General features: G+C 73.7%; 22 protein-coding genes and 1 riboswitch. Of the genes, 13 read left to right on the forward strand and 9 right to left on the reverse strand.

Annotation, left to right across the window (positions count from 1 at the left end):
- Nucleotides 1-130: 130 nt before the first annotated feature.
- Both ACZ7KX_RS12400 and ACZ7KX_RS12405 read left to right on the forward strand, forming a co-directional pair.
- Nucleotides 131-1,078, forward strand: coding sequence for an ROK family glucokinase (locus ACZ7KX_RS12400; protein ID WP_470326404.1), 948 nt, complete (start codon nt 131-133; stop codon nt 1,076-1,078).
- A gap of 176 nt (nt 1,079-1,254) precedes the next feature.
- Nucleotides 1,255-2,043 (forward strand): endonuclease/exonuclease/phosphatase family protein, encoded by a 789-nt coding sequence (locus ACZ7KX_RS12405; protein ID WP_470326405.1) that lies wholly within the window; start codon nt 1,255-1,257, stop codon nt 2,041-2,043.
- Nucleotides 2,044-2,125: 82 nt separating this feature from the next.
- On the opposite strand, the gene ACZ7KX_RS12410 is transcribed toward ACZ7KX_RS12405, so the two are convergent.
- Both ACZ7KX_RS12410 and ACZ7KX_RS12415 read right to left on the reverse strand, forming a co-directional pair.
- Nucleotides 2,126-2,941: a hypothetical protein gene (locus ACZ7KX_RS12410; protein ID WP_470326406.1), complete on the reverse strand. Its 816-nt coding sequence runs from the start codon at nt 2,939-2,941 to the stop codon at nt 2,126-2,128.
- Entirely contained in the window at nt 2,934-3,728 is a 795-nt protein-coding gene (locus ACZ7KX_RS12415) for an alpha/beta hydrolase (RefSeq protein ID WP_470326407.1), read from the reverse strand. Before ACZ7KX_RS12415 ends, ACZ7KX_RS12410 begins: the two co-directional genes overlap by 8 nt.
- 198 nt (nt 3,729-3,926) lie before the next feature.
- On the opposite strand from ACZ7KX_RS12415, the gene ACZ7KX_RS12420 reads away from it, so the two are divergent.
- The 3 genes from ACZ7KX_RS12420 to ACZ7KX_RS12430 are packed head-to-tail and all read left to right on the forward strand — an operon-like array spanning nt 3,927 to nt 6,690.
- Complete coding sequence (locus ACZ7KX_RS12420) at nt 3,927-4,748, forward strand: lysophospholipid acyltransferase family protein (RefSeq protein ID WP_470326408.1); 822 nt, start codon at nt 3,927-3,929, stop codon at nt 4,746-4,748.
- A 29-nt stretch (nt 4,749-4,777) separates the two neighbouring features.
- Entirely contained in the window at nt 4,778-5,998 is a 1,221-nt protein-coding gene (gene macS, locus ACZ7KX_RS12425; protein WP_350522523.1) for a MacS family sensor histidine kinase, read from the forward strand.
- Complete coding sequence (locus ACZ7KX_RS12430) at nt 5,995-6,690, forward strand: response regulator (RefSeq protein WP_470326409.1); 696 nt, start codon at nt 5,995-5,997, stop codon at nt 6,688-6,690. The genes macS and ACZ7KX_RS12430 overlap by 4 nt, the downstream gene beginning before the upstream one ends.
- Before the next feature lie 42 nt (nt 6,691-6,732).
- Here the strand turns inward: ACZ7KX_RS12430 and ACZ7KX_RS12435 are convergent, their stop codons facing one another.
- Complete coding sequence (locus ACZ7KX_RS12435) at nt 6,733-8,670, reverse strand: anthranilate synthase family protein (RefSeq protein ID WP_470326410.1); 1,938 nt, start codon at nt 8,668-8,670, stop codon at nt 6,733-6,735.
- Between the two features lie 299 nt (nt 8,671-8,969).
- On the opposite strand from ACZ7KX_RS12435, the gene ACZ7KX_RS12440 reads away from it, so the two are divergent.
- Nucleotides 8,970-10,319, forward strand: coding sequence for a class II 3-deoxy-7-phosphoheptulonate synthase (locus tag ACZ7KX_RS12440; protein ID WP_396547637.1), 1,350 nt, complete (start codon nt 8,970-8,972; stop codon nt 10,317-10,319).
- Between the two features lie 174 nt (nt 10,320-10,493).
- On the forward strand, nt 10,494-10,793 hold the full coding sequence (locus ACZ7KX_RS12445; RefSeq protein ID WP_350522519.1) for a (2Fe-2S)-binding protein: 300 nt from the start codon (nt 10,494-10,496) through the stop codon (nt 10,791-10,793).
- 4 nt (nt 10,794-10,797) lie between these two features.
- Here the strand turns inward: ACZ7KX_RS12445 and bfr are convergent, their stop codons facing one another.
- Entirely contained in the window at nt 10,798-11,277 is a 480-nt protein-coding gene (gene bfr, locus ACZ7KX_RS12450) for a bacterioferritin (RefSeq protein WP_396547634.1), read from the reverse strand.
- A gap of 243 nt (nt 11,278-11,520) precedes the next feature.
- Here bfr and ACZ7KX_RS12455 point away from each other — a divergent pair, with 243 nt between their 5' ends.
- Complete coding sequence (locus ACZ7KX_RS12455) at nt 11,521-12,150, forward strand: sulfite oxidase-like oxidoreductase (RefSeq protein WP_350522518.1); 630 nt, start codon at nt 11,521-11,523, stop codon at nt 12,148-12,150.
- A gap of 69 nt (nt 12,151-12,219) precedes the next feature.
- Here ACZ7KX_RS12455 and pknB read toward each other — a convergent pair whose 3' ends face one another.
- The 4 genes from pknB to thiO all read right to left on the reverse strand — a co-directional run bounded on the left by pknB (nt 12,220) and on the right by thiO (nt 16,398).
- Nucleotides 12,220-13,998 (reverse strand): Stk1 family PASTA domain-containing Ser/Thr kinase, encoded by a 1,779-nt coding sequence (gene pknB, locus ACZ7KX_RS12460; RefSeq protein WP_470326678.1) that lies wholly within the window; start codon nt 13,996-13,998, stop codon nt 12,220-12,222.
- Nucleotides 13,999-14,109: 111 nt separating this feature from the next.
- Nucleotides 14,110-14,907 (reverse strand): thiazole synthase, encoded by a 798-nt coding sequence (locus ACZ7KX_RS12465; RefSeq protein WP_350522517.1) that lies wholly within the window; start codon nt 14,905-14,907, stop codon nt 14,110-14,112.
- A 1-nt stretch (nt 14,908) separates the two neighbouring features.
- A complete protein-coding gene (gene thiS, locus ACZ7KX_RS12470) occupies nt 14,909-15,229 on the reverse strand; it encodes a sulfur carrier protein ThiS (protein ID WP_470326411.1) in 321 nt (106 codons plus the stop codon).
- Nucleotides 15,226-16,398: a glycine oxidase ThiO gene (thiO, locus tag ACZ7KX_RS12475; RefSeq protein WP_470326412.1), complete on the reverse strand. Its 1,173-nt coding sequence runs from the start codon at nt 16,396-16,398 to the stop codon at nt 15,226-15,228. The genes thiS and thiO overlap by 4 nt, the downstream gene beginning before the upstream one ends.
- Nucleotides 16,399-16,401: 3 nt before the next feature.
- Nucleotides 16,402-16,514: riboswitch (TPP riboswitch) on the reverse strand.
- An 85-nt stretch (nt 16,515-16,599) separates the two neighbouring features.
- Here thiO and ACZ7KX_RS12480 point away from each other — a divergent pair.
- From ACZ7KX_RS12480 to thiE, 3 genes are read left to right on the forward strand one after another with little or no spacing between them, the layout of a single operon-like run.
- Nucleotides 16,600-17,805: an NAD(P)/FAD-dependent oxidoreductase gene (locus ACZ7KX_RS12480; RefSeq protein ID WP_470326413.1), complete on the forward strand. Its 1,206-nt coding sequence runs from the start codon at nt 16,600-16,602 to the stop codon at nt 17,803-17,805.
- A gap of 54 nt (nt 17,806-17,859) precedes the next feature.
- On the forward strand, nt 17,860-18,225 hold the full coding sequence (locus ACZ7KX_RS12485) for an Rv2175c family DNA-binding protein (protein WP_470326414.1): 366 nt from the start codon (nt 17,860-17,862) through the stop codon (nt 18,223-18,225).
- Complete coding sequence (gene thiE / locus ACZ7KX_RS12490) at nt 18,225-18,869, forward strand: thiamine phosphate synthase (protein WP_470326415.1); 645 nt, start codon at nt 18,225-18,227, stop codon at nt 18,867-18,869. The genes ACZ7KX_RS12485 and thiE overlap by 1 nt, the downstream gene beginning before the upstream one ends.
- A gap of 19 nt (nt 18,870-18,888) precedes the next feature.
- On the opposite strand, the gene ACZ7KX_RS12495 is transcribed toward thiE, so the two are convergent.
- Nucleotides 18,889-20,004 (reverse strand): polyprenyl synthetase family protein, encoded by a 1,116-nt coding sequence (locus ACZ7KX_RS12495; RefSeq protein ID WP_470326416.1) that lies wholly within the window; start codon nt 20,002-20,004, stop codon nt 18,889-18,891.
- A 219-nt stretch (nt 20,005-20,223) separates the two neighbouring features.
- Between ACZ7KX_RS12495 and metF the strand changes: the two genes are divergently transcribed.
- A complete protein-coding gene (metF, locus tag ACZ7KX_RS12500) occupies nt 20,224-21,138 on the forward strand; it encodes a methylenetetrahydrofolate reductase [NAD(P)H] (RefSeq protein WP_470326417.1) in 915 nt (304 codons plus the stop codon).
- A 237-nt stretch (nt 21,139-21,375) separates the two neighbouring features.
- Nucleotides 21,376-22,251, forward strand: a complete 876-nt coding sequence (locus ACZ7KX_RS12505; protein ID WP_470326418.1) for a hypothetical protein — start codon at nt 21,376-21,378, stop codon at nt 22,249-22,251.
- The last annotated feature ends 11 nt before the right edge of the window (nt 22,252-22,262 follow it).

Genomic DNA, 22,262 nt, shown 5'->3' on the forward strand with positions numbered 1-22,262 from the left:
CGACTTTTGAAGAGTCGCGGCCCGGTTGCCCCAGAATTGTCTTCGAATAATGTATGCGAGGCTGTGTACGGGAGCGGACTTGGGCGGTACCGTTCCGTCCAGCGGGAACGAGTGAATAGCTGAGGGACACATGGCTCTGACCATCGGCGTCGATGTCGGCGGGACCAAGATCGCGGCAGGCGTGGTCGACGAGGCGGGCGCGATCCTGGCCCGGACCAGGGTGCCCACCCCGGCCGACCCGCAGTGGGCGGTCGATGCCATCGCGCAGGCCGTGCGCGAGCTCAAGGAGCAGCACCCCGACGTCGCCGCGGTCGGCGTCGGCGCCCCCGGCTTCGTCGACAGCAACCGCTCCACGGTGATCTTCGCGCCCAACATCGACTGGGAGAACGAGCCGCTGCGCGGCCGCATCGAGGAGCTCACCGGTCTCGACACGGTGGTCGAGAACGACGCCAACTGCGCCGCCTGGGCCGAGTTCCGCTTCGGTGCGGCCGTCGACCACCAGGACATGGTGCTGATCACCGTCGGCACCGGCATCGGCGGCGGCATCGTCCTGGACGGCCGGCTGCACCGCGGCCGCTTCGGCGTGGCCGGCGAGATCGGCCACCTCAACATGGTCCCGGACGGCCTGCAGTGCGGCTGCGGCGGCAAGGGCTGCTGGGAACAGTACGGCTCCGGCCGGGCGCTGCGCCGCTACGGCCGGGAGAAGGCGGCGGCCGACCCGGCGCGCGGCCGACGGATGCTGGAGCTCAACGACGGCGTCGCCGAGACCATCCGCGGCATCCACATCACCGAGGCGGCCGAGGACGGCGACCCGCTCGCCCTGGAGTGCTACGCCGAGCTGGCCGACTGGCTGGGCCGCGGCATGGCCGACCTCGCCGCGCTGTTCGACCCGGGCGTCTTCGTGCTCGGCGGTGGTGTCTCCGACTCCGGCCGCCTGCTGCTCGACCCGGTCGCCAAGGCCTTCGAGCACTACCTGACCGGCGGCGTGCACCGCCCGCGTGCCGAGGTCGTGCTGGCCTCGATGGGTTCCGCCGCCGGCATCGTCGGCGCGGCGGACCTCGCCCGCATTCCCGCGTAGCCGCTTCCCCCTTTTCACCCTCCCCGGGGCGCACCCCGCCCCTCCCAGCCCGCCGGCGGCGGTGCGACCGGGCCCCGACCGATCCCGGACGCGCCGCCGCCGTCGCACGTCCGGCCCCCGCCGCGTACGGTCGGAGCCGGTGACGACGCACCCGGTGACGACGTACAGGGAGGGCCATGACCGCCGCGACCACGACCGCCGCGACCACGACCGAGGCGAGCGCCGCGACGGCCGGACCGTTGCCGCCGGGCGGCCCGCGGCGGCTGCGCCTGCTCAGCTACAACGTCCGCTCGCTGCGGGACGACCGGCGGGCGCTGGCCCGGGTGGTCCGGGCCTGCGCACCGGACCTGGTCTGCATCCAGGAGTCACCGCGCTACTGGCGCCCCGGGGGCCAGGCGGCCGGGCTGGCCCGCAGCACCGGGACGGTCGTCCTGGCCGGCGGCGGCCGCACCGCCGCCGGGCCGCTGCTGCTCGGCCGACCAGGCGCGGCGGAGGTGCTCGGCGTGCACGACCGGCTGCTGCCCAAGACCCGCGGCCTGCACGCCCGGGGCTTCGCCACCGCGCTGCTGCGGCTGCCCGGCGCGGCGCCGTTCACCCTGACCAGCTGCCACCTGAGCCTCGACGCCGAGGAGCGGTACGGGCAGTTCGAGCTGCTGCTCGACCAGCTCGGTATCGCTGAACACGGCGTCGTGGCAGGGGACTTCAACGAGCACCCGGACGGGCCGGGCTGGCAGCTGCTGGCCTCGCGGCTGCAGGACGGGTACCCGACCGCGCCCTGGGGCGGGGAGTACACCTCGGTACCCGAGCGTCCCTACCAGCGGATCGACGGCGTCTTCGCCACGCCGGGGATCACCGTCCTGGGCTGCGGGGTGCCGCACGGACTGCCCGGTGTCACCGAAGCCGACCTGCGGGCCGCGACCGACCACCTGCCGGTGCTCGCGCTGCTCGAACTCCCCGAGGGCTGAGGGTCCGTCGACGGACCCCCGGCCCGCGGGCCGAACCCCCCCGCCCTTGATCCTCCGGCCGGGAGAGGGCGGCCGACGGACGCTAGACGACCGCGCCGTGGTCCGGATCCTCCGGCTCGTCCTCGTCGCGGTCCCGCATCCGGGCCACCAGGGTGACGAAGCCGCCGAGGAAGGAGGTGATCCCGACCCAGGCGGGCCAGCCGGCGATCTCGCGCCAGACCACCGCGTCGACCAGCAGCAGGGCGGGGCCGCCGAGCACGGCGAGCCAGGCGAACTTGGCGGTCACGTCGGCGGCGGGCAGCGGCGGGGGCTCCGGCGGGACGTAGTGGTCCTCGTCGGTCTCCTCGTCCAGCTCGAAGTCGCGCGGGCCGGCGCCGGAGGCCGGCATCACCGGTCGGCCGGAGCGGGGGCGGGGCTGCGGGGCGAGGTCGGACAGGTCCTCCCGGCCGGCGCTGCCATCCTTGTAGCCGCCCTTGAGCTCGTTCTGCGCGCGGAGGTTCTCGACCTCGGGCCAGTCGGGGTTGTTGAGGTCGACCGGGTCGTCGAACTGGGCGATCAGGGCGGCGAAGATCTCGTCCTGCTCGGCCTGGCTGCGCTCGGGCGCACGGCGCGGCCGGGGCTCGGCGGGGGCCTCCGCCCCCGCGGCGTCCGCATCGGCGTCCTTCCCGGCTGCGGCTGCGGCTGCGGACGTGGACGCGGGCGTCACGGCCCCGTCCGCGCCGGTGCGCTCCGCCGACGCACCGCCCAGGGCGCCGTCGTCGGTGCCGCCGTCGTCGGTGGCACCGTCCCTCGCGCCGCTGTCCCTCGTGCCGCCGTCCTTCGTCGCGCCGTCCTCGCGGGGAGCCTCGTCCCCGCCGCCCGCCGTGCTGCTCTCGTGCACTTCCGGCCCTTCAGCCATGGTGATCATCCGATTCGACCCGGGTTGCGCCCGCCGCGTGCGCGGGGGCCAGCCGTCGGATGAAGTCCTGGCTGGCCGCGAATATTTCCGCCGCGTCGTGGTCCAGCGTCGCGACGTGGAAGCTGCGTTGGCACAGCCGCTCCGTCACGTCGGTCGAGGATATCCGGGCCAGCACCAGTTCCGAGTTGGCCGGAGAGACCACGTGGTCCTGCGGGCTGTGGAAGAGCAGCACCGGCTGGGTCACCTCCGGCAGCCGGCGCTGGACCTCCTGCCACAGCCGGCTCAGCGACCAGGCGGCGTGCAGCGGGGTCCGGTCGTAGCCGAACTCGGTCACGCCGTCCTTGGCGATGTCGTCGGCGATCCCGGCCAGGCTCGGCACCAGGTGGCGCAGTACCGGAAGCAGCACACTCGCGGGGGTGTCCGAGCGCACCGACGGGTTGACCAGCACCAGGCCGGACACGGTCGGACCGTGCAGCGCGGCGAGCCGCAGCGACAGCGCCCCGCCCATCGACAGCCCGAAGACGAAGACCCGCTCGCACTCGTCGGCCAGCGTCAGCAGCTCGCGCTCGACCTCGGCGTACCAGTCCTCCCAGCGGGTGAGCTGCATGTCCTGCCAGCGGGTGCCGTGGCCGGGCAGCAGCGGCAGCGAGACGGTGAACCCGGCCGCGGCCAGCTCCTCGGCCCACGGTCGCAGCGACTGCGGCGACCCGGTGAAGCCGTGGCAGAGCAGGACCCCCACCGGTCCGCCGTGGTGGCGGTACGGTTCGGCACCGGGCAGCAACGACATGGCGGACTCCTTCGCGGGCGGGTGGCGCTGGGGGAGGGACGCTGGACGGGAAGCTGCTGGAATCCGCATCGTCCCACGCCCCGCGCCGGGTCGTACACCCCCGCCGGAGGCCGGGCGCAGGCCACTTCGGCGGGGCCGGGCACAGCGGGGGGTCGCGGGGCATTAGGATCGACCGGTCCGCATAACAGGAGGCCCGGGTTGTTCTACCGACTGATGAAGATGATCGTCGCGCCACTGCTTCGGATCTTCTTCCGGCCGTGGATCGAGGGTGAGGAGAACATCCCCACCGAGGGTGCGGCGATCATCGCGAGCAACCACCTGTCCTTCTCGGACTCGTTCTTCTTCCCCGCGCTGATCAAGCGCCGGGTCACCTTCATCGCGAAGGCCGAGTACTTCAACACCCCGGGCCTCAAGGGCCGGCTGACCGCCGCCTTCTTCAAGGGCGTCGGCCAGCTGCCGGTGGACCGCTCGGGCGTGCGCGGCGCCGGCGAGGCCGCGATCCGCAGCGCCATCGCGGTGCTGGACCGCGGCGAGCTGTTCGGCGTCTACCCCGAGGGCACCCGCTCGCCCGACGGAAAGCTGTACCGCGGCAAGGTCGGCGGTCTGGCCCGCGTCGCGCTGGCCACCGGCGCCCCGGTGATCCCGGTCGCCATGATCGACACCGAGAAGGTGCAGCCGCCCGGCCAGGTGGTCCCGAACTTCGGCATCCGCCCCGGCATCCGGATCGGCCGCCCGCTGGACTTCTCCCGCTACCACGGCATGGAGAACGACCGCTTCATCCTCCGTTCGGTGACGGACGAGGTGATGTACGAGATCATGCGGCTCTCCGGCCAGGAGTACGTGGACATCTACGCGACCGCCGCCAAGCGGCAGATCGCCGACGACAAGAAGAAGGCCGACGCCGAGCGCCGCGCCGCCGCCAAGGCGGAGAAGGCGGAGGCCGCCGAGGCCGAGAAGGCCGCCGAGGCGGAGAAGGCCGAGAAGGCGGCCGAGGCGGACAAGGACACCGGCTCGGCCTGACGGCCCGGCCGGGCCCGGGGGAGGGGCGGATGACGGACGGCGGCAGAGCCGGCGAGGTGGGCGGCACGGTGGCGGCCGGCGGCATGTCCGTCGAACTCCCGCTGTGGCGGGCCATCTCCTACTTCCGGGTGCTGGCCCTGTGCTACGCGCTGCTGCGGTACTTCAACTCGTACCTGCACTTCCTGCACCCCGTCGCCGGCTGGATCTTCCTCGGCGCGCTCACCCTCTGGACCCTCGCCACCACCCGGGCCTTCGCCAACCCGCAGCGCTGCACCTGGTACGTCCTGGGCGTCGACCTCGTCCTCGCCGTGACCGGCATCGTGATGAGCGGCCTGACCGACGCCCCGGCCCGGATCAGCCACGGCGCGCCCACCCTGCCCACCATCTGGGCCGCCGGTACGGTGCTCGGCTGCGCCGCGAAGGGCGGCTGGCGCCCGGCCGCAGCCGCGGGCTCCGTGATCGGGGTCGCCAACATCCTGGGCCACGGCGGGCCGACCGGCGACAACATCCACAACATCGTGCTGCTGATGGTCGCCGGGTGCGCGATCGGCTACGTGATCGAGCTGGCCCGGGCCAGCGAGGCCACGCTCACCCGCGCGCTCCAGGTCGAGGCGGCCACCCGGGAGCGCGAGCGGCTCTCCCGGGACATCCACGACGGCGTGCTGCAGGTGCTGGCGCTGGTCCAGCGGCGCGGCGCCGAGCTGGGCGGGGGGACGGACGGCGGCACCGGCGGCGGCGCGGACTTCGCGGAGCTGGGCCGCCTGGCCGGCGAGCAGGAACGCGCGCTGCGGACGCTGATGACCGGCGGCCCGATCCCGGCCCAGCGCGGGCCGCAGCAGCCCGACGCCGCCGAGCCGCGCGACCTCACCGCGTTGCTGCGCCCGTACGCCGACGAGCGGATCACGCTCTCCGCCCCCGGCACCCCGGTGCTGCTGCCCGCCCCGGCGGCGGGCGAACTCGCCGCGGCGGTCGGTGCGGCCGTCGACAACGTCCGCCGGCACGCCGGCGAGGAGGCCCGGGCCTGGATCCTGGTCGAGGACGAGCCGGAGGCGGTCACGGTCAGCATCCGCGACGACGGCCCCGGGTTCGCCCCCGGCCGGCTCGGCGAGGCGGAGCGGGCCGGGCGGCTCGGGGTCTCCCAGTCCATCCGCGGCCGGCTGCTGGACCTCGGCGGCTCGGCCGAGCTGTACTCGGCGCCCGGGGAGGGCGTCGAGGTCGAACTGCGTGTCCCGAGGAAGGCCACTCCATGACCGACCAGCTGATGACGGATCAGCCGACCACTGACCGGTCGGTGCGGGTGATGGTGGTGGACGACCACCCGATGTGGCGGGACGCCGTCTCGCGCGACCTCGCCGAGGCCGGGCTGGACGTGGTGGCCACGGCCGGCGACGGCGAGGAGGCCGTGCGCCGCGCCCGCGCCTGCTCGCCGCAGGTCGTCGTGCTGGACCTCAACCTGCCCGGGCTGCCCGGTGCCGAGGTGTGCCGCCAGGTGGTCGCGCAGGACCCGGCGGTGCGGGTGCTGGTGCTGTCGGCCAGCGGGGAGCACCAGGACGTGCTGGAGGCGGTGAAGTCCGGCGCGACCGGGTACCTGGTGAAGTCCGCCGGGCGGGACGAGCTGCTGGAGGCGGTGCGTCGCACGGCGGTCGGCGACGCGGTGTTCACCCCGGGCCTGGCCGGCCTGGTGCTCGGCGAGTTCCGCCGGCTGGCCGCCGAGCCGGCCCCGGCGTCGTCGCCGGCCGCCCCGCGGCTGACCACCCGGGAGACCGAGGTGCTGCGGCTGGTGGCCAAGGGCCTGTCGTACCGCCAGATCGCCGACCGGCTGGTGCTGTCGCACCGCACCGTGCAGAACCACGTGCAGAACACGCTCGGGAAGCTGCAGTTGCACAACCGGGTGGAGCTGGTCCGGTACGCGATCGAGCAGGGCCTGGACGACGAGATCTGACCGGCCCCGGGCGGGTGCGCCCGTCCGGGGCCGGTCGACTCCTCAGCGCTGTGCGACCGCGGCCTCGCACAGCAGGCCCGCCACGATGTCCACGCCCTCGCGGGTGAGCACCGACTCGGGGTGGAACTGGAGGCCGGCGAAGCCGGGCCCGCGCAGGGCGTGGACGTCGCCGGTGGTGGCGTCCCGGGAGACCTCGATGCCCTCGGCGGCGAGCCCGGCCGCGTCGGCCTCCGTGCAGCGCGCGGTGAAGGTGTTGTAGAACCCGACCGTCCGCTTGGTGCCGAACAGGTCGATGCTCTCCTGCGCCCCCTGGTACGGGACGGCCTTGCGGCCGAGCGCCAGCCCGAGCTCGGCGGAGAGCAGCTGGTGGCTGAGGCAGACCGCGAGCAGCGGCGCCGGCCGGGTGCCGGCGCGGGCGGCGGCCAGTGCGTCCGCGACGATCGGCCGCAGCACCGCCATCTTGGGGTCGTCGACGAGGGCCGGGTCGCCGGGGCCGGGGCCGAGCACCAGCGGGCCGCGGTGCGCCGCGACCAGTGCGCGCAGCTCCGGCGTGTCGTAGCGGACGACCGTCACCCGGTGGCCGAGCGAGCCGAGCAGGTGGGAGAGCATCGAGGTGAAGGTGTCCTCGCCGTCCACGACCAGGGTCTGCTCGGTCTCGGTGACCTGGGCCGGGGTCTGCATCCGCAGCCAGAACGGCGCGAGGCCGGCCCGGCGGGCGCCCAGCGCGGCCTGCACCCGGTGGTCGTCGGCGAGCCGGGGGCCGGTGGGGTGGGGCAGCCGGGCCGCTGCCGGCCGGGCGCCGATCGCGGTGAGCACCCCGGCGGCCTTGGCGTGGGTCTCGGCGACCTCGGACTCCGGGACGGAGTGGCGCACCAGGGTGGCGCCGACCCGGACGACCAGCCGGCCGGTGGCCGGGTCGATGTCGGCGGTGCGGATGCAGATCGGCGAGTCCAGCAGCTGCCCGCCGCTGGCGGAACGTCCGATCAGGGCGAGCGCACCGGAGTAGTAGCCGCGCCCGGAGGGCTCGTAGCGCCGGATGACCCGGGTGGCGTTCTCGACCGGGCTGCCGGTGACGGTGGCGGCGAACATCGTCTCGCGGAGCACCTCGCGGACGTCCAGCGAGGTGCGCCCGCGCAGCTCGTACTCGGTGTGGGCGAGGTGGGCCATCTCCTTGAGCCGGGGCCCGAGCACCTGGCCGCCGAGGTCGCCGACCGTGCACATCATCTTGAGCTCCTCGTCCACGACCATGGTGAGCTCCTCCAACTCCTTCGGGTCGTGCAGGAACTGGAGCAGCGAGTCGATGTCGGAGCCGCCCGCCGGATAGCGGTAGGTGCCGGAGATCGGATTCATCACGACGGTGCCGCCGCTCTGCCGGACGTGCACCTCGGGGGAGGCGCCGACCAGGACGCGGTCACCGGTGTGCACCAGGAAGGTCCAGTAGGCGCCGCGCTCCTGCTCCAGCAGCCGCCGGAACAGCGTGAGCGCGAGCTCCGGCCCGAAGTCCTCCAGGACGGCGTGGAAGTCGCGCCGGATCACGAAGTTGGCGCCCTCGCCGTTGCCGATCTCCTCCTCGATCACCCGGCGGACGATCGAGGCGTACGAATCGTCGTCCACGTCGAACGCGCCACCGGCAAGATCCACCGGCAACTGCGGTAGGGCGGAGGTGAATTCGGCCAACGGGAGAACGTGCTGCTCGGTGACCGCGAGGGCCTGCAACGGGGTGCCGTCGTCGTGCGCCTCGAAACCGCGCTCGCGGATCTGCCGGTACGGGACGAGCGCGAGCAGGTCGTGCACCGGGGAGCCGCCGGCCGGGACGCCGTCCGGTACCGGGAGGTCGGCGAGGTGCTCGTAGCTGCCGACGGTGCCCAGCAGCACCTCGACGGTGTCCGGGGCGAGGCGGGGGGTGCGCCGGTGCAGCACGGCGAAGGCGGGGGCGCCGGGGGCGGTGAGACGGGTGAGCAGGTCGGTGGCGGTGGTCACGGTACGGCTTCCTTCCGGGTGGATGGCGAGGGCGGTGCTGGTTCCGCTCCCGGAGGGCCGTCTGCTCAGACGCCGACGGCCGCCCCGAGGGGCGGCCGTCGTGTTCGTCTAGGAACGCGCGATCGGTGGGCCACCCTTGGGGGAGGCCCACCACCAGGAGTGGTTGTGCGGCGCGTGCATGGGTCGAGCGTAGCGGATTCGGCAGGACGGGTGAGCGAGCTCACGCCTTTGTCCGAGATGTGTCTCACCCCTCGGGCAATGGTCACGAATCGCTCGTGTCACCCCGTAGCCTTGGCCGTGTGACCGCTACGACTGACACTTCGAGGGCTGCCCACTCCTGGCAGTCCCTGCCCGCGGCGCAGCAGCCTGAATGGCCGGACCAAGAGGCTCTGCGCAAGACCCTTGCCGAGCTCGCCGCCTATCCGCCGCTCGTCTTCGCCGGCGAGTGCGACCAGCTGCGCGCCCGGCTCGGAGCCGTGGCGCGCGGGGAGGCCTTCCTCCTCCAGGGTGGTGACTGCGCCGAGGCCTTCGACGGTGTCTCGGCGGAGCACATCCGCAACAAGCTGAAGACGCTGCTGCAGATGGCCGCCGTGCTGACGTACGCGGCCTCGGTGCCGGTGGTGAAGGTCGGCCGGATCGCGGGCCAGTACTCCAAGCCGCGTTCCAAGTCGACCGAGACCCGCGACGGCGTGACCCTGCCGGTCTACCGGGGCGACTCGGTGAACGGCTTCGAGTTCACCCCCGAGTCCCGCATCCCGGACCCGGAGCGCCTGAAGCGGATGTACAACGCGTCCGCCGCGACGCTCAACCTGGTGCGCGCGTTCACCACCGGTGGTTACGCCGACCTGCGCCAGGTGCACGCCTGGAACCAGGACTTCGTCCGCAACTCGCCGGCCGGCCAGCGCTACGAGCAGCTCGCCCGGGAGATCGACAACGCCCTGGCTTTCATGAACGCCTGCGGTGTCGCGCCGGAGGAGTTCAAGACCGTCGAGTTCTTCTCCTCGCACGAGGCGCTCGTCCTCGACTACGAGACCGCGCTGACCCGCGTGGACTCGCGCACCGGCGAGCTGTACGACGTCTCCGGCCACATGGTGTGGGTCGGCGAGCGCACCCGGCAGCTGGACCACGCGCACATCGAGTTCGCCTCGAAGATCCGCAACCCGATCGGCGTGAAGCTCGGCCCGACCACCTCGGTGGACGAGGCGCTCGCCCTGATCGAGAAGCTGGACCCGGAGCGCGAGCCCGGCCGCCTGACCTTCATCACCCGGATGGGCGCGGGCAAGATCCGCGAGCACCTGCCCACCCTGGTCGAGAAGGTCACCGCCTCCGGCGCCAAGCCGGTGTGGATCTGCGACCCGATGCACGGCAACACCTTCGAGGCCTCCAGCGGCCACAAGACCCGCCGCTTCGACGACGTCCTGGACGAGGTCAAGGGCTTCTTCGAGGTGCACCGCGCGCTCGGCACCCACCCCGGCGGCATCCACGTGGAGCTGACCGGCGACGACGTCACCGAGTGCGTCGGCGGCGGCGACGAGGTCATGGTGGACGACCTGCACCAGCGCTACGAGACGGCCTGCGACCCGCGGCTCAACCGCAGCCAGTCGCTGGACCTGGCGTTCCTGGTGGCGGAGATGTACCGGGGGCAGTGAGTCCCGCGCACGGCCGGCCCCCGGGCCGGATGTGACGAAAGCCCCTCCGGTTTCGGGGTTCCCGAGCCCGGAGGGGCTTTTTCGTACCCGGATCGCCGGGTAAGGTGAGGCTTAGTGAGCTAAGGCAAGCCTTAGTCAAGATCCACTCGACGCTTCACCCCGGGAGAGACCGCGATGTACGTGTGCATGTGCCATGCGGTCACCGAGGACCAGGTGAAGAAGGCGATCGACGGGGGTGCCAGCTCCCCCCGCCAGATAGCGAAGGGCTGCAAGGCCGGCACCGACTGCGGGTCCTGCGTGCGCCGGATCCAGGCGCTGCTCGGCGAGCACGGCGCCCGGCCCTGCCCGACCGCCCGGCTGGCCGCGAAGCTCGGCCTCGCCGACCCGCAGCCCGCGCAGCCGCAGCCCGCGCCCGCCGCGCCGGCGCCCGCCTCGGGTCCGATCGCCCCGGTGCTCCCGCTGCGCGCGGCCTGAGGCCTCAGGACTCCGGCTGCTCGATCAGCTGGGCGAGGTAGAGCGGCTCGCCGAGCTTCGCCAGCAGTTCCAGCTGGGTGTCGAGGTAGTCGATGTGGTGCTCCTCGTCCGCCAGGATGTCCTCGAAGATGTTCGCCGAGGTGACGTCGTTCTTGGCCCGCATCACCACGATCCCGCGCTTGAGCCGGTCGATCGCCTCGACCTCGACCTGGCGGTCGGCCTCGAACATCTCCTGGACCGTCTGGCCGATCCGGACGTGGAACAGCCGCTGGTAGTTGGGCAGCCCGTCCAGGAACAGGATCCGGTCGGTGAGCGTCTCGGCGTGCTTCATCTCGTCGAAGGACTCGTGCCGGGTGTACTTGGCGAGCTTCGTCCAGCCGAAGTTCTCCTGCATCTTGGCGTGCAGGAAGTACTGGTTGATCGCGGTCAGCTCGGCGGTGAGCTGCTCGTTGAGGAACTCGATGACCTCGGGATCGCCCTGCATGGCGGTGCCTCCTGCGTTCGTCCTGGGTGGGTCACGTCCTGGGGTGGGCCCTGCGCTGGGAATCCTGGCACCGCGGCGGGAGGAAATTCCAGTAAGTTCACACTCACTAGGACATGTGTCGGAATATCCGATTTGGGCGGAGTGGGCAGGCGGGCGGCCGACCGTTGGCCCGTACGGGCGGGGCGTGAATCCTCACAAAGGGGCGCGCGCCGGGGCTCGTCCGCCGTCTGTCACCATGGATCCATGGGTCAGTCCAAACACGAACCGCTGCAGCCGTCTGACCCGAGGCTCCCCCCGGGCCAGCGCGTGCAACGCGGCTGGCCCGCCCTGCACTACGGCCCGGTGCCCCGCTTCAAGCCGCTGACCTGGGACCTCCAGGTGTTCGGCGCCACCGCGTCGGCGGAGAAGCACAGCTGGGACTTCGAGGCCTTCAACGCCCTGCCGCGCACCACCGTCGTCGCGGACCTGCACTGCGTGACCAAGTTCTCCGTGCTCGGCAACGAGTGGACGGGCGTGTCGGCGGCCGCGGTGCTCGACCTGGTGCCCCCGGCCCCCGGCGTCACCCACGTGATGGTCTGGGCGGAGTACGGCTACAGCGCCAACCTGCGGCTGGCCGACTTCGCCGACCCGCGCACCCTGCTCGCCACCCACCGCAACGGCGAGGCGCTGACCGCCGAGCACGGCTTCCCGGTCCGGCTGGTCGTCCCGCAGCTGTACGCCTGGAAGGGCCCCAAGTGGGTCCGCGCGGTGGAGTACATGCGGGCCGACCGGCGCGGCTTCTGGGAGGAGCGCGGCTACCACAACCTCGCCGACCCCTGGCGCGAGCAGCGGTACTCCTACCAGGAGGAGCCGGGCGAGGGCCCGCTGCGCTGAGCCCGTCCGCCGCGGCCGCGGCGAGCCGTCCGGAGGCCGCAGCGGACCGCCGGAAGCGGCCGGGTGCGGCTAGAAGAGCGAGAACCTGACCGTCACCGGGCTGTGCTGCGGGCGCCGCTCGCCGGCCGCCGGGGACTGGCCGTTGACCTTGACCGCGCCGAACACGTCCCAGCCGGTGGTCTGCATCGTGAAGCCCGCCGCCTGCAGCGCCTTCTGCGCCTCGTCCTTGGTCAGCCCGGTGACGTTCGGGACCGGCACCATGCCCTTGCTGACCACCAGCGAGACGGCGGCGTTCTCCTGCAGCTGCTGCCCGGCCGCCGGCGAGCTGCTGATCACCGAGCCCTCCGGCACGGTGTCGTCGTACGTCTCGGTCACGCTGCCCCTGGACAGCTGGGCGCCGGCCAGGGCCGCCGCGGCGTCGGCGGCGCTCTTGCCGACGACGTCCGGCACCGCGATCCGCTTGGGGCCCTTGGAGACGGTGACGGTGATGCTGTCGCTGCGGCGGGCGCGCGCCCCCACCCCGGGGTCGGTGGAGATCACCTGCCCCGACGGGACGGACTCGCTGAACGCCTCGACGAACCTGCCGTGCAGGCCCTCCTTGTCCAGGATCCGCTGCGCCTCGGCCCGGTCCTTGCCGAGCACCCCGGGAACCGCGCCGTACAAGCCCTCGGACAGCCCGTAGGTGGCGCCGCCGACCGCCAGCACCAGCGCGGTCAGCGCGGCGGCCCAGATCACCGCCTTGCGGGGGATCCGGCGCAGCACGCCGGGCCGGCGCTCGCGCACCGGGGCGGGCTCGTCGTACGGGCGCGGCTCGGTGAGCAGCTGGTCCATCAGCTCCGGCGGCACGTCCAGCACGCTGGTGCGTTCCGTCGGCGGGGCGTCGGCGGGCTGCGGCAGCGGCTCGATCACCGAGGTCGGCTCGCTGGTCGGGTAGCGCGGACTGGGCCGGGTGGAGGCCGGCGGCTCGGCGTCCAGCTCGGCCGGGGTGAGGGTGCGGCGGGCCCGCTGGAGCGCGGCGAGCAGCTCGACCGCGTCGTACGGGCGGCCGTCGGCGGCCCGGGCGCAGGCGGCGGCCACTATGGCGTCGAGCTCGGGGCCGACCGCGGGGGCGACCAGGGACGGGGCGGGGACGTCCTCGTGCAGGTGCTTGTACATGACCTGGACGGGGTTGTCGCCGGTGTGCGGGCGGCGGCCGGTCAGCATCTCGTACAGCAGGATGCCGGCCGCGTAGACGTCGACCCGCTGGTCGGTGGGGGCGTCCGGGAGGATCTGCTCGGGGGCCAGGTAGGAGACGGTGCCCAGGACCGTGCCGCCGGTCGCGGTGTCGGCCGAGGTGGGCGCGCCGTCGGCGGTGCCGAGCACCCGGACCAGGCCGAAGTCGGCGACCTTGACCAGGCCGCCCTCGGTGATCAGCACGTTCTCCGGCTTGACGTCGCGGTGGACCAGTCCGGCCCGGTGGGCGGCGCCCAGGGCGGCGAGCACCGGCTCCAGGACGTCCAGGGCGGCCCGGACGGAGAGCGCGCCGCGGTCGCGCAGCAGATCGCGCAGGGTGCGGCCGGGGACGTACTCCATGGCGAGGAAAACGTTTCCGCCGTCCGCGCCCTGGTCGAAGACGTTGACCACATTGGGGTGGGTGAGCTTGGCGACCGCCTTGGCCTCGCGGATGAAACGGGCGGTGAAGCCCTCGTCGCCGGCGAGCGCCGGGTGCATCACCTTGAGGGCGACCACCCGGTCCAGCCTGGTGTCGGTGCCCTTGTAGACGGTGGACATCCCGCCGGTGGCGATGCGCTGCTCGACCCGGTACCGGTTGTCGAGCAGGGTGCCGATCAGGGGGTCGTGCAGTGCCATGTCCACCCGGCGAGTCTAGTGCCGGGCCGGGCGGCCGGACCCTGGGGACACCGCCTCAGGGCCCGGCTGTGCCCGGCTTGTGACACGCCGCCCGCCCGGGGCGCCGGCCGGTCAGAACGCCGGCCGTTCCCGGGTGTCCAGGTCGGCGCGGCCGGCCATCGCGGAGGAGGCCTCGGCGTGGAAACGGCGGGGGATGCGGCCGGCCCGGTGGGCGAGCCGGCCCGCCTCGGCGGCGTGCCGCATCGCCTCGGCCATCAGCACCGGCTCCTGAGCCCGGGTCACCGCGGAGGCCAGCATCACCGCGGCGCAGCCCAGTTCCATGGCCAGCGCGACGTCGGAGGCGGTGCCGGCGCCCGCGTCCAGGATCACCGGGACACCCGCGCTCTCCACGATCAGCTGGAAGTTGTGCGGGTTGCGGATGCCGAGGCCGGAGCCGATCGGTGAGCCCAGCGGCATGATGGCGGCGCAGCCCACGTCCTCCAACTTGCGGGCCAGCACCGGGTCGTCGTTGGTGTACGGCAGCACCGTGAAGCCGTCGTCGACGAGGGTCTCGGCGGCGTCCAGCAGCTCGATCGGGTCCGGCAGGAGGGTCCGCTCGTCGGCGATCACCTCCAGCTTCACCCAGTCGGTGCCGAGCGCCTCGCGGGCCAGCCGGGCCGTCAGCACGGCCTCGCCGGCGGTGAAGCAGCCGGCCGTGTTGGGCAGCACGCGGATGCCGTTGCGGGTCAGCACGTCCAGGACGGAGCCCTGGGTGGAGGCGTCGACCCGGCGCATCGCGACGGTGGTCAGCTCGGTGCCGGAGGCGAGCAGGGCGCGCTCCAGGACCTCCAGGCTCGGCGCGCCGCCGGTGCCCATGATCAGCCGGGAGGAGAAGGTCGTCCCGGCGATGGTGAGCAGGTCGTCGGCCATCTCAGCCTCCCTGCACGGCGGTGAGGATCTCGATCCGGTCGCCCGCGCTCAGCGGCGTCTCGGACCACGAACTGCGGGGCACCACGGCCTCGTTCAGGGCGGCGGCGACGCCGGTGTTGGCCCGGCTCACGGTGGCCACCAGCTCGGCGAGGGTGGTCGTGGCGGGCAGCTCGCGGGGCGTGCCGTTGACGGTCAGGACGATCCCGGTCGGAGCCGTCCCGGCGGGTGCGGATCCGTGCGGCGCGGGCTCGGTGGGTGCGGTCGCGGTTGCGGCGGGTGCGGTCTCGGCCGGTGCGGATCCGGTCGGTGCGGTCTCGGTCATGCCTGGGCCTTCGTGGTGGAGCGGTCGGGGGAGAACCGGGTGGGGGTGAACGGCTTTGCCGGCTCCGGGAGTTCGCCAGTGGCCAGGTACTCGGAGAGCAGGTCGGCGGTCACCGGGGTGAGCAGCACGCCGTTGCGGTAGTGGCCGGTGGCGGCGACCAGCCCGGGAAGTGCGGTCGGGCCGAGCAGCGGTGCGTTGTCGGGCGAGCCGGGACGCAGCCCGGCCGAGGTCTCCGCCAGCGGGAGTTCGGTGATCCCGGGGACCAACTCGTGCGCGTCGCGCAGGAGTTCGTACACCCCTCCGGCGGTGACGGTGGTGTCGTAGCCCTGCTCCTCGGTGGTCGCCCCGATCACCAGCTCGCCGTTCTCCCGCGGCACCAGGTAGATGTGCCGGCCGCGCACCACGGCGCGGACGTTGCGGGAGAGGAACGGCCGGAAGGCGTCGGGGACGCGCAGGCGCAGCACCTGCCCCTTCACCGGGCGGATCGCGGGCAGCACGCCCTCGGGCAGACCGGCCAGCCGGTGGCTGTGCGGGCCGGCGGCGAGGACGACCTGGTCGGCGGTCACGGTCTGGTCGGTGCTCAGCCGGGCACCGACCGCGCGGCCGCCCTCGACCAGCAGCTCCACCGCCGCGGCGGGCCGGACGACGACGCCCGCCCGCTCCCCGGCCGACAGCAGGGCGGCGAGCATCCGCCGGCCGTCCACCTGGTGGTCGTCCGCGACGTGCAGGCCGCCGCGCACACCGGGGGCGAGCATCGGCTCCAGCCTGCGGGCCTCCCGGCCGGTCAGCCACGTCGAGTCCAGGCCGAGCCGCTGGTGGAAGGCGTGCAGTTCGCGCAGCTCCTCGCGGTCGTCGGAGTCCAGCGCCACGGCGATCGTGCCGCAGCGTCGGTAGCCGGTGTCCTGGCCGCCGCTCGCCTCGGTGAGCTCGGCGGCGAAGGCCGCGTACCGCTCGTTGGAGGCCATGCCGAGCCGCAGCAACGGCTCCTCGCCGTACTGGAGCTCGGTGACCGGGGCGAGCATCCCGGCCGCGACCAGGCCCGCCCCGCCGCCGGGGGAGGGGTCGACCACGACGGTCCGCAGCCCGCGCTGCGCCGCCCGCCAGGCGACGGCGAGGCCGATGATGCCCCCGCCGATCACCAGGACGTCGGCGCGGACGTCCGATGGCATGCGTGTCAAAGCTGCTCTTCTCCCTTCGCCGGTATGACCCGGATCAGGTTCGGACGGTCGCAGGCCGTGCCAGCCCGCCTCTCAGCCCGGTTCGCCGGGCTCCCGTGATGGTGTCCCCACCATAACGCCGGGGCCGGGGGCGGCCGAAGGGCCGTACGAAGGGTGGGACGGCCCCCAGGCCGCCGCGTGGTGCTGAGTACAGTGACGGGCGTGGCAGAGCTGAGCGGAACGGATCGGGTGGTCGTCGTCGGAGCCGGGCTGGCCGGGGCGCAGTGCGCCCTGAAGCTGCGGCAGGGCGGGTGGCGGGGGCGGATCACGCTGGTCGGCGAGGAGCCGCACGTGCCGTACGACCGGCCGCCGCTCTCCAAGGACGTGCTGCTCGGCAAGAGCGACAGCACCGCCCTGGACATCGACTACGCGCACCTCGGCATCGAGGTCCGCACCGGCGTCCGGGCCACCGGCCTCACCCCCGGCGTGCTGCACACGGACGGCGGCGACCTCCCGTACGGCTCGCTGGTGATCGCCACCGGCGCCGTCCCGCGGGCCCTGCCCGGTGCCGAGCGGGCGCACCTGCTGCACACCCTGGACGACGCGCTGGCGCTGCGCGCGCTGCTGCGCCCCGGTCTGCGGCTGGTGCTGGTCGGCGCGGGCTGGATCGGCGCCGAGGTGTCCACCGCGGCCCGTGCGGCGGGCTGCGAGGTGACCGTGGTCGAGGCGGGCCCGGCGCCGCTGCCCGGCGCGCTGCCGACCGTGATCGGTTCGGCGATGGCCGCCTGGTACACCGAGGCCGGCGTCGACCTGCGCTGCGGGGTCGGCGTGGCCGCCGTCGAGCCCGGCGCGGTGCTGCTGGCGGACGGCTCGCACCTGCCCGCCGACGAGGTGGTGGTCGGCATCGGGGCCCGGCCCGCGACCGAGTGGCTGACCGGCTCCGGCGTCGAGCTGGACGGCTCCGGCGCCGTCGTGGTGGACGCGCGGCTGCGTGCCGGCCTGCCCGGGGTCTTCGCGGCCGGCGACTGCGTCAGCTACCCCTCGGCCCGGGCCGGGGCCCGGCTGGCCGTCCAGCACTGGGACCACGCGCTGCAGTCCGGCGAGGCGGTGGCCGCCGCCGTCCTCGGCGCGGACGCACCGCCGTACGACCCGGTGCCGTACTTCTGGTCGGAGCAGTTCGGGCGGATGGTCCAGTACGCGGGCCGGCACGCCGAGGGCGACGAGGTGCTGTGGCGCGGCGGCCCGCTGGACGACTCCTGGGCGGTGCTGTGGCTGCGGGGCGGCGTGCCGAGCGCGCTGCTGACCGTGGACCGGCCGCGCGACCTCACCCAGGGGCGGAAGCTGATCGAGCGCGGCACGGCGCTGGACCCGGCCCGCGCGGCGGACCCGGCGGTGCCCCTGAAGTCGGCCGTGGCGTAGCCGCGGCGCCGGGGGCGTGTGCGCGACCGGGGGCCGAGGTGGCAGGCTGGTGCCGTGAGTGAGATCGATGCCAAGACTGAAGCCCTGGTCCCCGAGTGGCTGTACCTGCCCGACATCTCCGAGCGGTGGGGTGTGCTGGTCACCGAGGTCCGCAACATGGTCAAGAAGGGTGAACTGATCGCGGTCCGCCGCGGTCCCAACAAGTCGCTGCAGGTCCCGGCCGCGTTCATCGACGACGACGGCCCGGTCAAGCACCTGATCGGCCTGCTGACCGTGCTGCGCGACAGCGGGTTCGGCGACGACGAGATCATCGAGTGGATGTTCACCGAGGACGAGTCGCTGCCCGGCACGCCGGTGCAGGCGCTGTGGGAGAACCGGGCGACCGAGGTCAAGCGCCGCGCCCAGGCCATGGCCCTGTGATGACGGACCTCCGGACGAGGCTCGCCGACGCCCGGCTCTACCTGTGCACCGACGCACGCCGCGAGCAGGGCGACCTCGCCGAGTTCCTCGACGCGGCGCTGGCGGGCGGCGTGGACGTCGTCCAGCTGCGCGACAAGGGCCTGGAGGCCAAGCAGGAGCTGGCGGCCCTGGAGGTCTTCGCGGACGCCTGCCGCCGGCACGGCAAGCTGCTGGCCGTCAACGACCGCGCCGACGTCGCGCACGCGGCCCGGCCGGACGTGCTGCACCTCGGCCAGGACGACCTGCCGGTGCCGGCCGCCCGGGCGATCCTCGGCGAGGACGTCCTGATCGGCCGGTCCTGCCACGCCGAGTCCGAGGTGGACGCGGCGATCGCCGAGCCCGGGGTGGACTACTTCTGCACCGGCCCGGTCTGGCCGACCCCGACCAAGCCGGGCCGCCCGGCACCGGGCCTCGGCCTGGTCTCGTACGCGGCGAAGCAGGCCACCGACCGTCCGTGGTTCGCCATCGGCGGGATCGACCTCGGCAACCTGGACGAGGTGCTGGCCGCCGGTGCCCGCCGGATCGTCGTGGTCCGGGCCATCACCGCCGCGGAGGACCCGCGGGCGGCCGCCGCCGAGCTGTCCCGCCGCGTGCGGTCCAGCTGATCCCCGGCCGCCGCCGTCCTCAGTACTTGCGGACGGTGGCGGCCTCGGCCAGCGCCAGCAGGACCCCGCGGGCCCGCTCGTCCACCAGCGGGGCCGCCGCCAGGGCGGCCAGCGACTGCCGCATCAGCTCCTCGATCCGGCCCTCCACCAGCTCGGGCGCGCCGCTGCGGGCGACCAGCTCGCGCAGCCCGGCGACCTCCTCGGGCGCCAGGTCCGGCGCGCCGAGCCGCTCGTCCAGGTGCCGGGCGTCCTCGGCGGGCAGGCCGCGCATCGCGTGCGCGACCAGCAGCGTCCGCTTGCCCTCGCGCAGGTCGTCCCCGGCCGGCTTGCCGGTGACCGCGGGGTCCCCGAACACGCCGAGCAGGTCGTCCCGCAGCTGGAAGGCCTCGCCCAGCGGCAGCCCGAACGCCCCGAGGGCGTCCACCAGCTCCGGTCCGGCCCCGGCCAGCAGCGCGCCGACCTGCAGCGGGCGCTCGATGGTGTACTTCGCGGACTTGTAGTGCAGCACCGTCCGGGCGCGGTCCAGTGCGCCGTCGTCCGTCGAGTCGCCGGCCACCGGCTCCAGCACGTCCAGGTACTGGCCGAGCATGACCTCGGTGCGCATCAGGTCGAACACCGGCTTGGCGGCCAGGACGGCGGCCGGCTCCAGGCCCGAGCGCAGGAACAGCTCGTCGCACCAGATCAGCAGCAGGTCGCCGAGCAGCACCGCGGCCGAGGCGCCGTACTGCTCGCGGTCGCCGCGCCAGCCGCTGTCGCGGTGCAGCGCCTCGAAGCGGCGGTGGATCGAGGGCAGGCCGCGGCGGGTGTCGCTGCGGTCCATCAGGTCGTCGTGCACCAGGGCACTCGCCTGGAGCAGTTCCAGGGCGGCGGCCGCGTTGGCGATCCCGTCGCCCCCGGGTGGCGTGGCCGGGCCGCCGGCGGCGCGCCAGCCCCAGTAGCAGAAGGCCGGGCGCAGCCGCTTGCCGCCGTCCAGCAGGAAGTCGCGCAGCGCGTCGGAGGCGGGGACCAGCTGGGGCGAGATCTTGCCGAGCAGCGCGGACTGGCCGTCCATGAACGCGGCGAGCGCGGCGTTGACGCGTGTGCGGACGTCCTCCACGTCAATGGGGTTGGCCGGCCGGGTGCTGGACGAGGTCACGATGGGGCTCCGCTGGTTCTCTGGGGTGCAGCAAGCGTAGCGGGGCGGCCGGGAACGGGCGTGCGAGCGGGCCCGCGGGGGTGGTGCGACGGGGTCGGCGGATGCGGTGCGACGGGCCCGGAAGGGACGGCGGGGGCCAACCGGAATGCCGTCCATCAGTTGTCTCAATCCGTGGAACCGAGTTGTCCGGCCTCCTCGAAGGCCGGATAGCCTGCCAGCATGGCACTCGGAATCGCTTCCACGAGAGCGGATCGCGCACTGACCGTCCGCGAGCTCCTGGCGGCCGGCAAGCGCTCCTTCTCCTTCGAGTTCATGCCGCCGCGCACCGAGGTCGGCGAGCAGAAGCTCTGGGACGCCATCCGTCGACTCGAACCGCTCGACCCGAACTTCGTCTGCATGACGTACGGCGCGGGCGGCTCCTCGCGCGAGCGCACGGTCAACATGGTCGGCCGGATCGCCACCGAGACCACGCTCACGCCGGTCGCGCACCTGACCGCCGTCGACCACTCGATCGCGGAGCTGCGCAACATCATCGGCCAGTACGCGGACCAGGGCGTGCGCAACGTCCTCGCGGTCCGGGGCGACCCGCCCGGCGACCCGATGGGCGAGTGGGTCAGTCACCCCGACGGCGTCACCTACGCCTACGAGCTGGTGGAGCTGATCAAGGGCATCGGCGACTTCTGCGTCGGCGTCGCGGCCTCGCCGAACATGCACCCGCGCTCGACGAACTGGGACGACGACATCCGGCACTTCGTGGCGAAGATCCGCTCCGGGGCCGACTACGCGATCACCCAGATGTTCTTCGAGGTGGACGACTACCTGCGGCTGCGCGACCGGGTGACCGCCGCGGGCTGCGAGACGCCGATCATCCCGGAGATCATGCCGGTCACCAACGCCAAGCAGCTGGAGCGCTTCCCGCAGCTCAGCGGCTCGGCCTTCCCGGCCGACCTGGAGGCCCGCCTGCGGGCGGCCATCGACGACCCGGCGGCGCTGCGGGCCGTCGGCATGGAGCACGCCACCGCGATGGCCGAACGGCTCCTCGCCGAGGGCGCGCCCGGTCTGCACTTCATCACGCTGAACCACTCGACGGCGACGCTGGAGATCTACCAGAACCTCGGGCTGCACCAGCGCTGAGGTCCCGCGGCCGGCCCGAGCAGGGCGGGTCCGGTCGTCCGGGTGGTCCTTGCGGCCGGCGTGCTGACGCTGGGCGTTCACGGGCCCGTCACCGTCCCGACGGTGGCGGGCTCGGTCGTGTGCGGTCGGTACCGGGTGCGCCGGGAACGCGATGCGGTACCCCGGCCGTTGAACCGGTACAGTCGCCGCACACCCGCGGCGGACACGTGCGGGCACGCGACTGGAGGTAGCGGGCGGATGGGCATCGGATACCTGCTGCTGTACACCGCGTTGGCGGTGGTGGCGCTCTGGCTGGTCGCCGAGGTGCTGCTGCAGAACCGGGCGCCGGTGCACTGGCGGGTCCTGGCCCTGGTCGGCTTCCTGGGCGTGGCCGGCGGGATGGGCGCCGGGTCGGTCGTGGTCATCGGGGCCGGTGCGGCGCTGTTCGCGGTCGGCCAGACCTTCGTCACGCTGTCGGTCAAGCGCGGCTACCGCGACGGCTGGTCCCTGCGGAAGGCCGACGGCAGCCTGCCGGGCCCGCTCGCCAAGGTGCCGCTGCTCGGCGCCCTCACCGGCGGCGGGGCCGCGGTGGCGGCGGCCGTGGTCGCCGCGGAGCGGATCGGCGAGGTCAGCGCCGTCGAGGAGCCCCCGGCCTTCGAGCCGGCGCCGACGCCGACGCCGATGCCCGAGGACGAGCCGCAGGTCGAGCAGACCGCCGCGTTCGAGATGCAGGAGCTCGCCCAGGACGGCATCTACGCCCCCGCGTACTACGAGCAGCCGCAGCAGCAGGTCCAGGACCCGTACGCCGCCACGGCCTACCAGGGCGGCTACGACCAGCAGCAGTGGCAGACCCAGCAGCAGCCCGCCTTCGCCTACGACCAGCCCTACGGCGGCTACCCGCAGCAGGACCTGCAGCAGGACCCGTACGGCGCCTACCAGCAGCCGGGCCAGCAGCAGGACCCGTACGCGGGCTACCAGCAGCAACAGCAGACCTGGGACCCGAACGCCCACCAGCACCAGCAGCAGCAGTGGCAGCCCCAGCCCGACCCGCAGGCCCAGGGCATCCCGCAGCAACAGGCGTACGACCAGAACTACGGCTACCAGCAGCAGCAGAACACCTGGCACCAGGGCTGACGAACCCGGCG

This window comes from Kitasatospora sp. NPDC038210 (assembly GCF_055600605.1).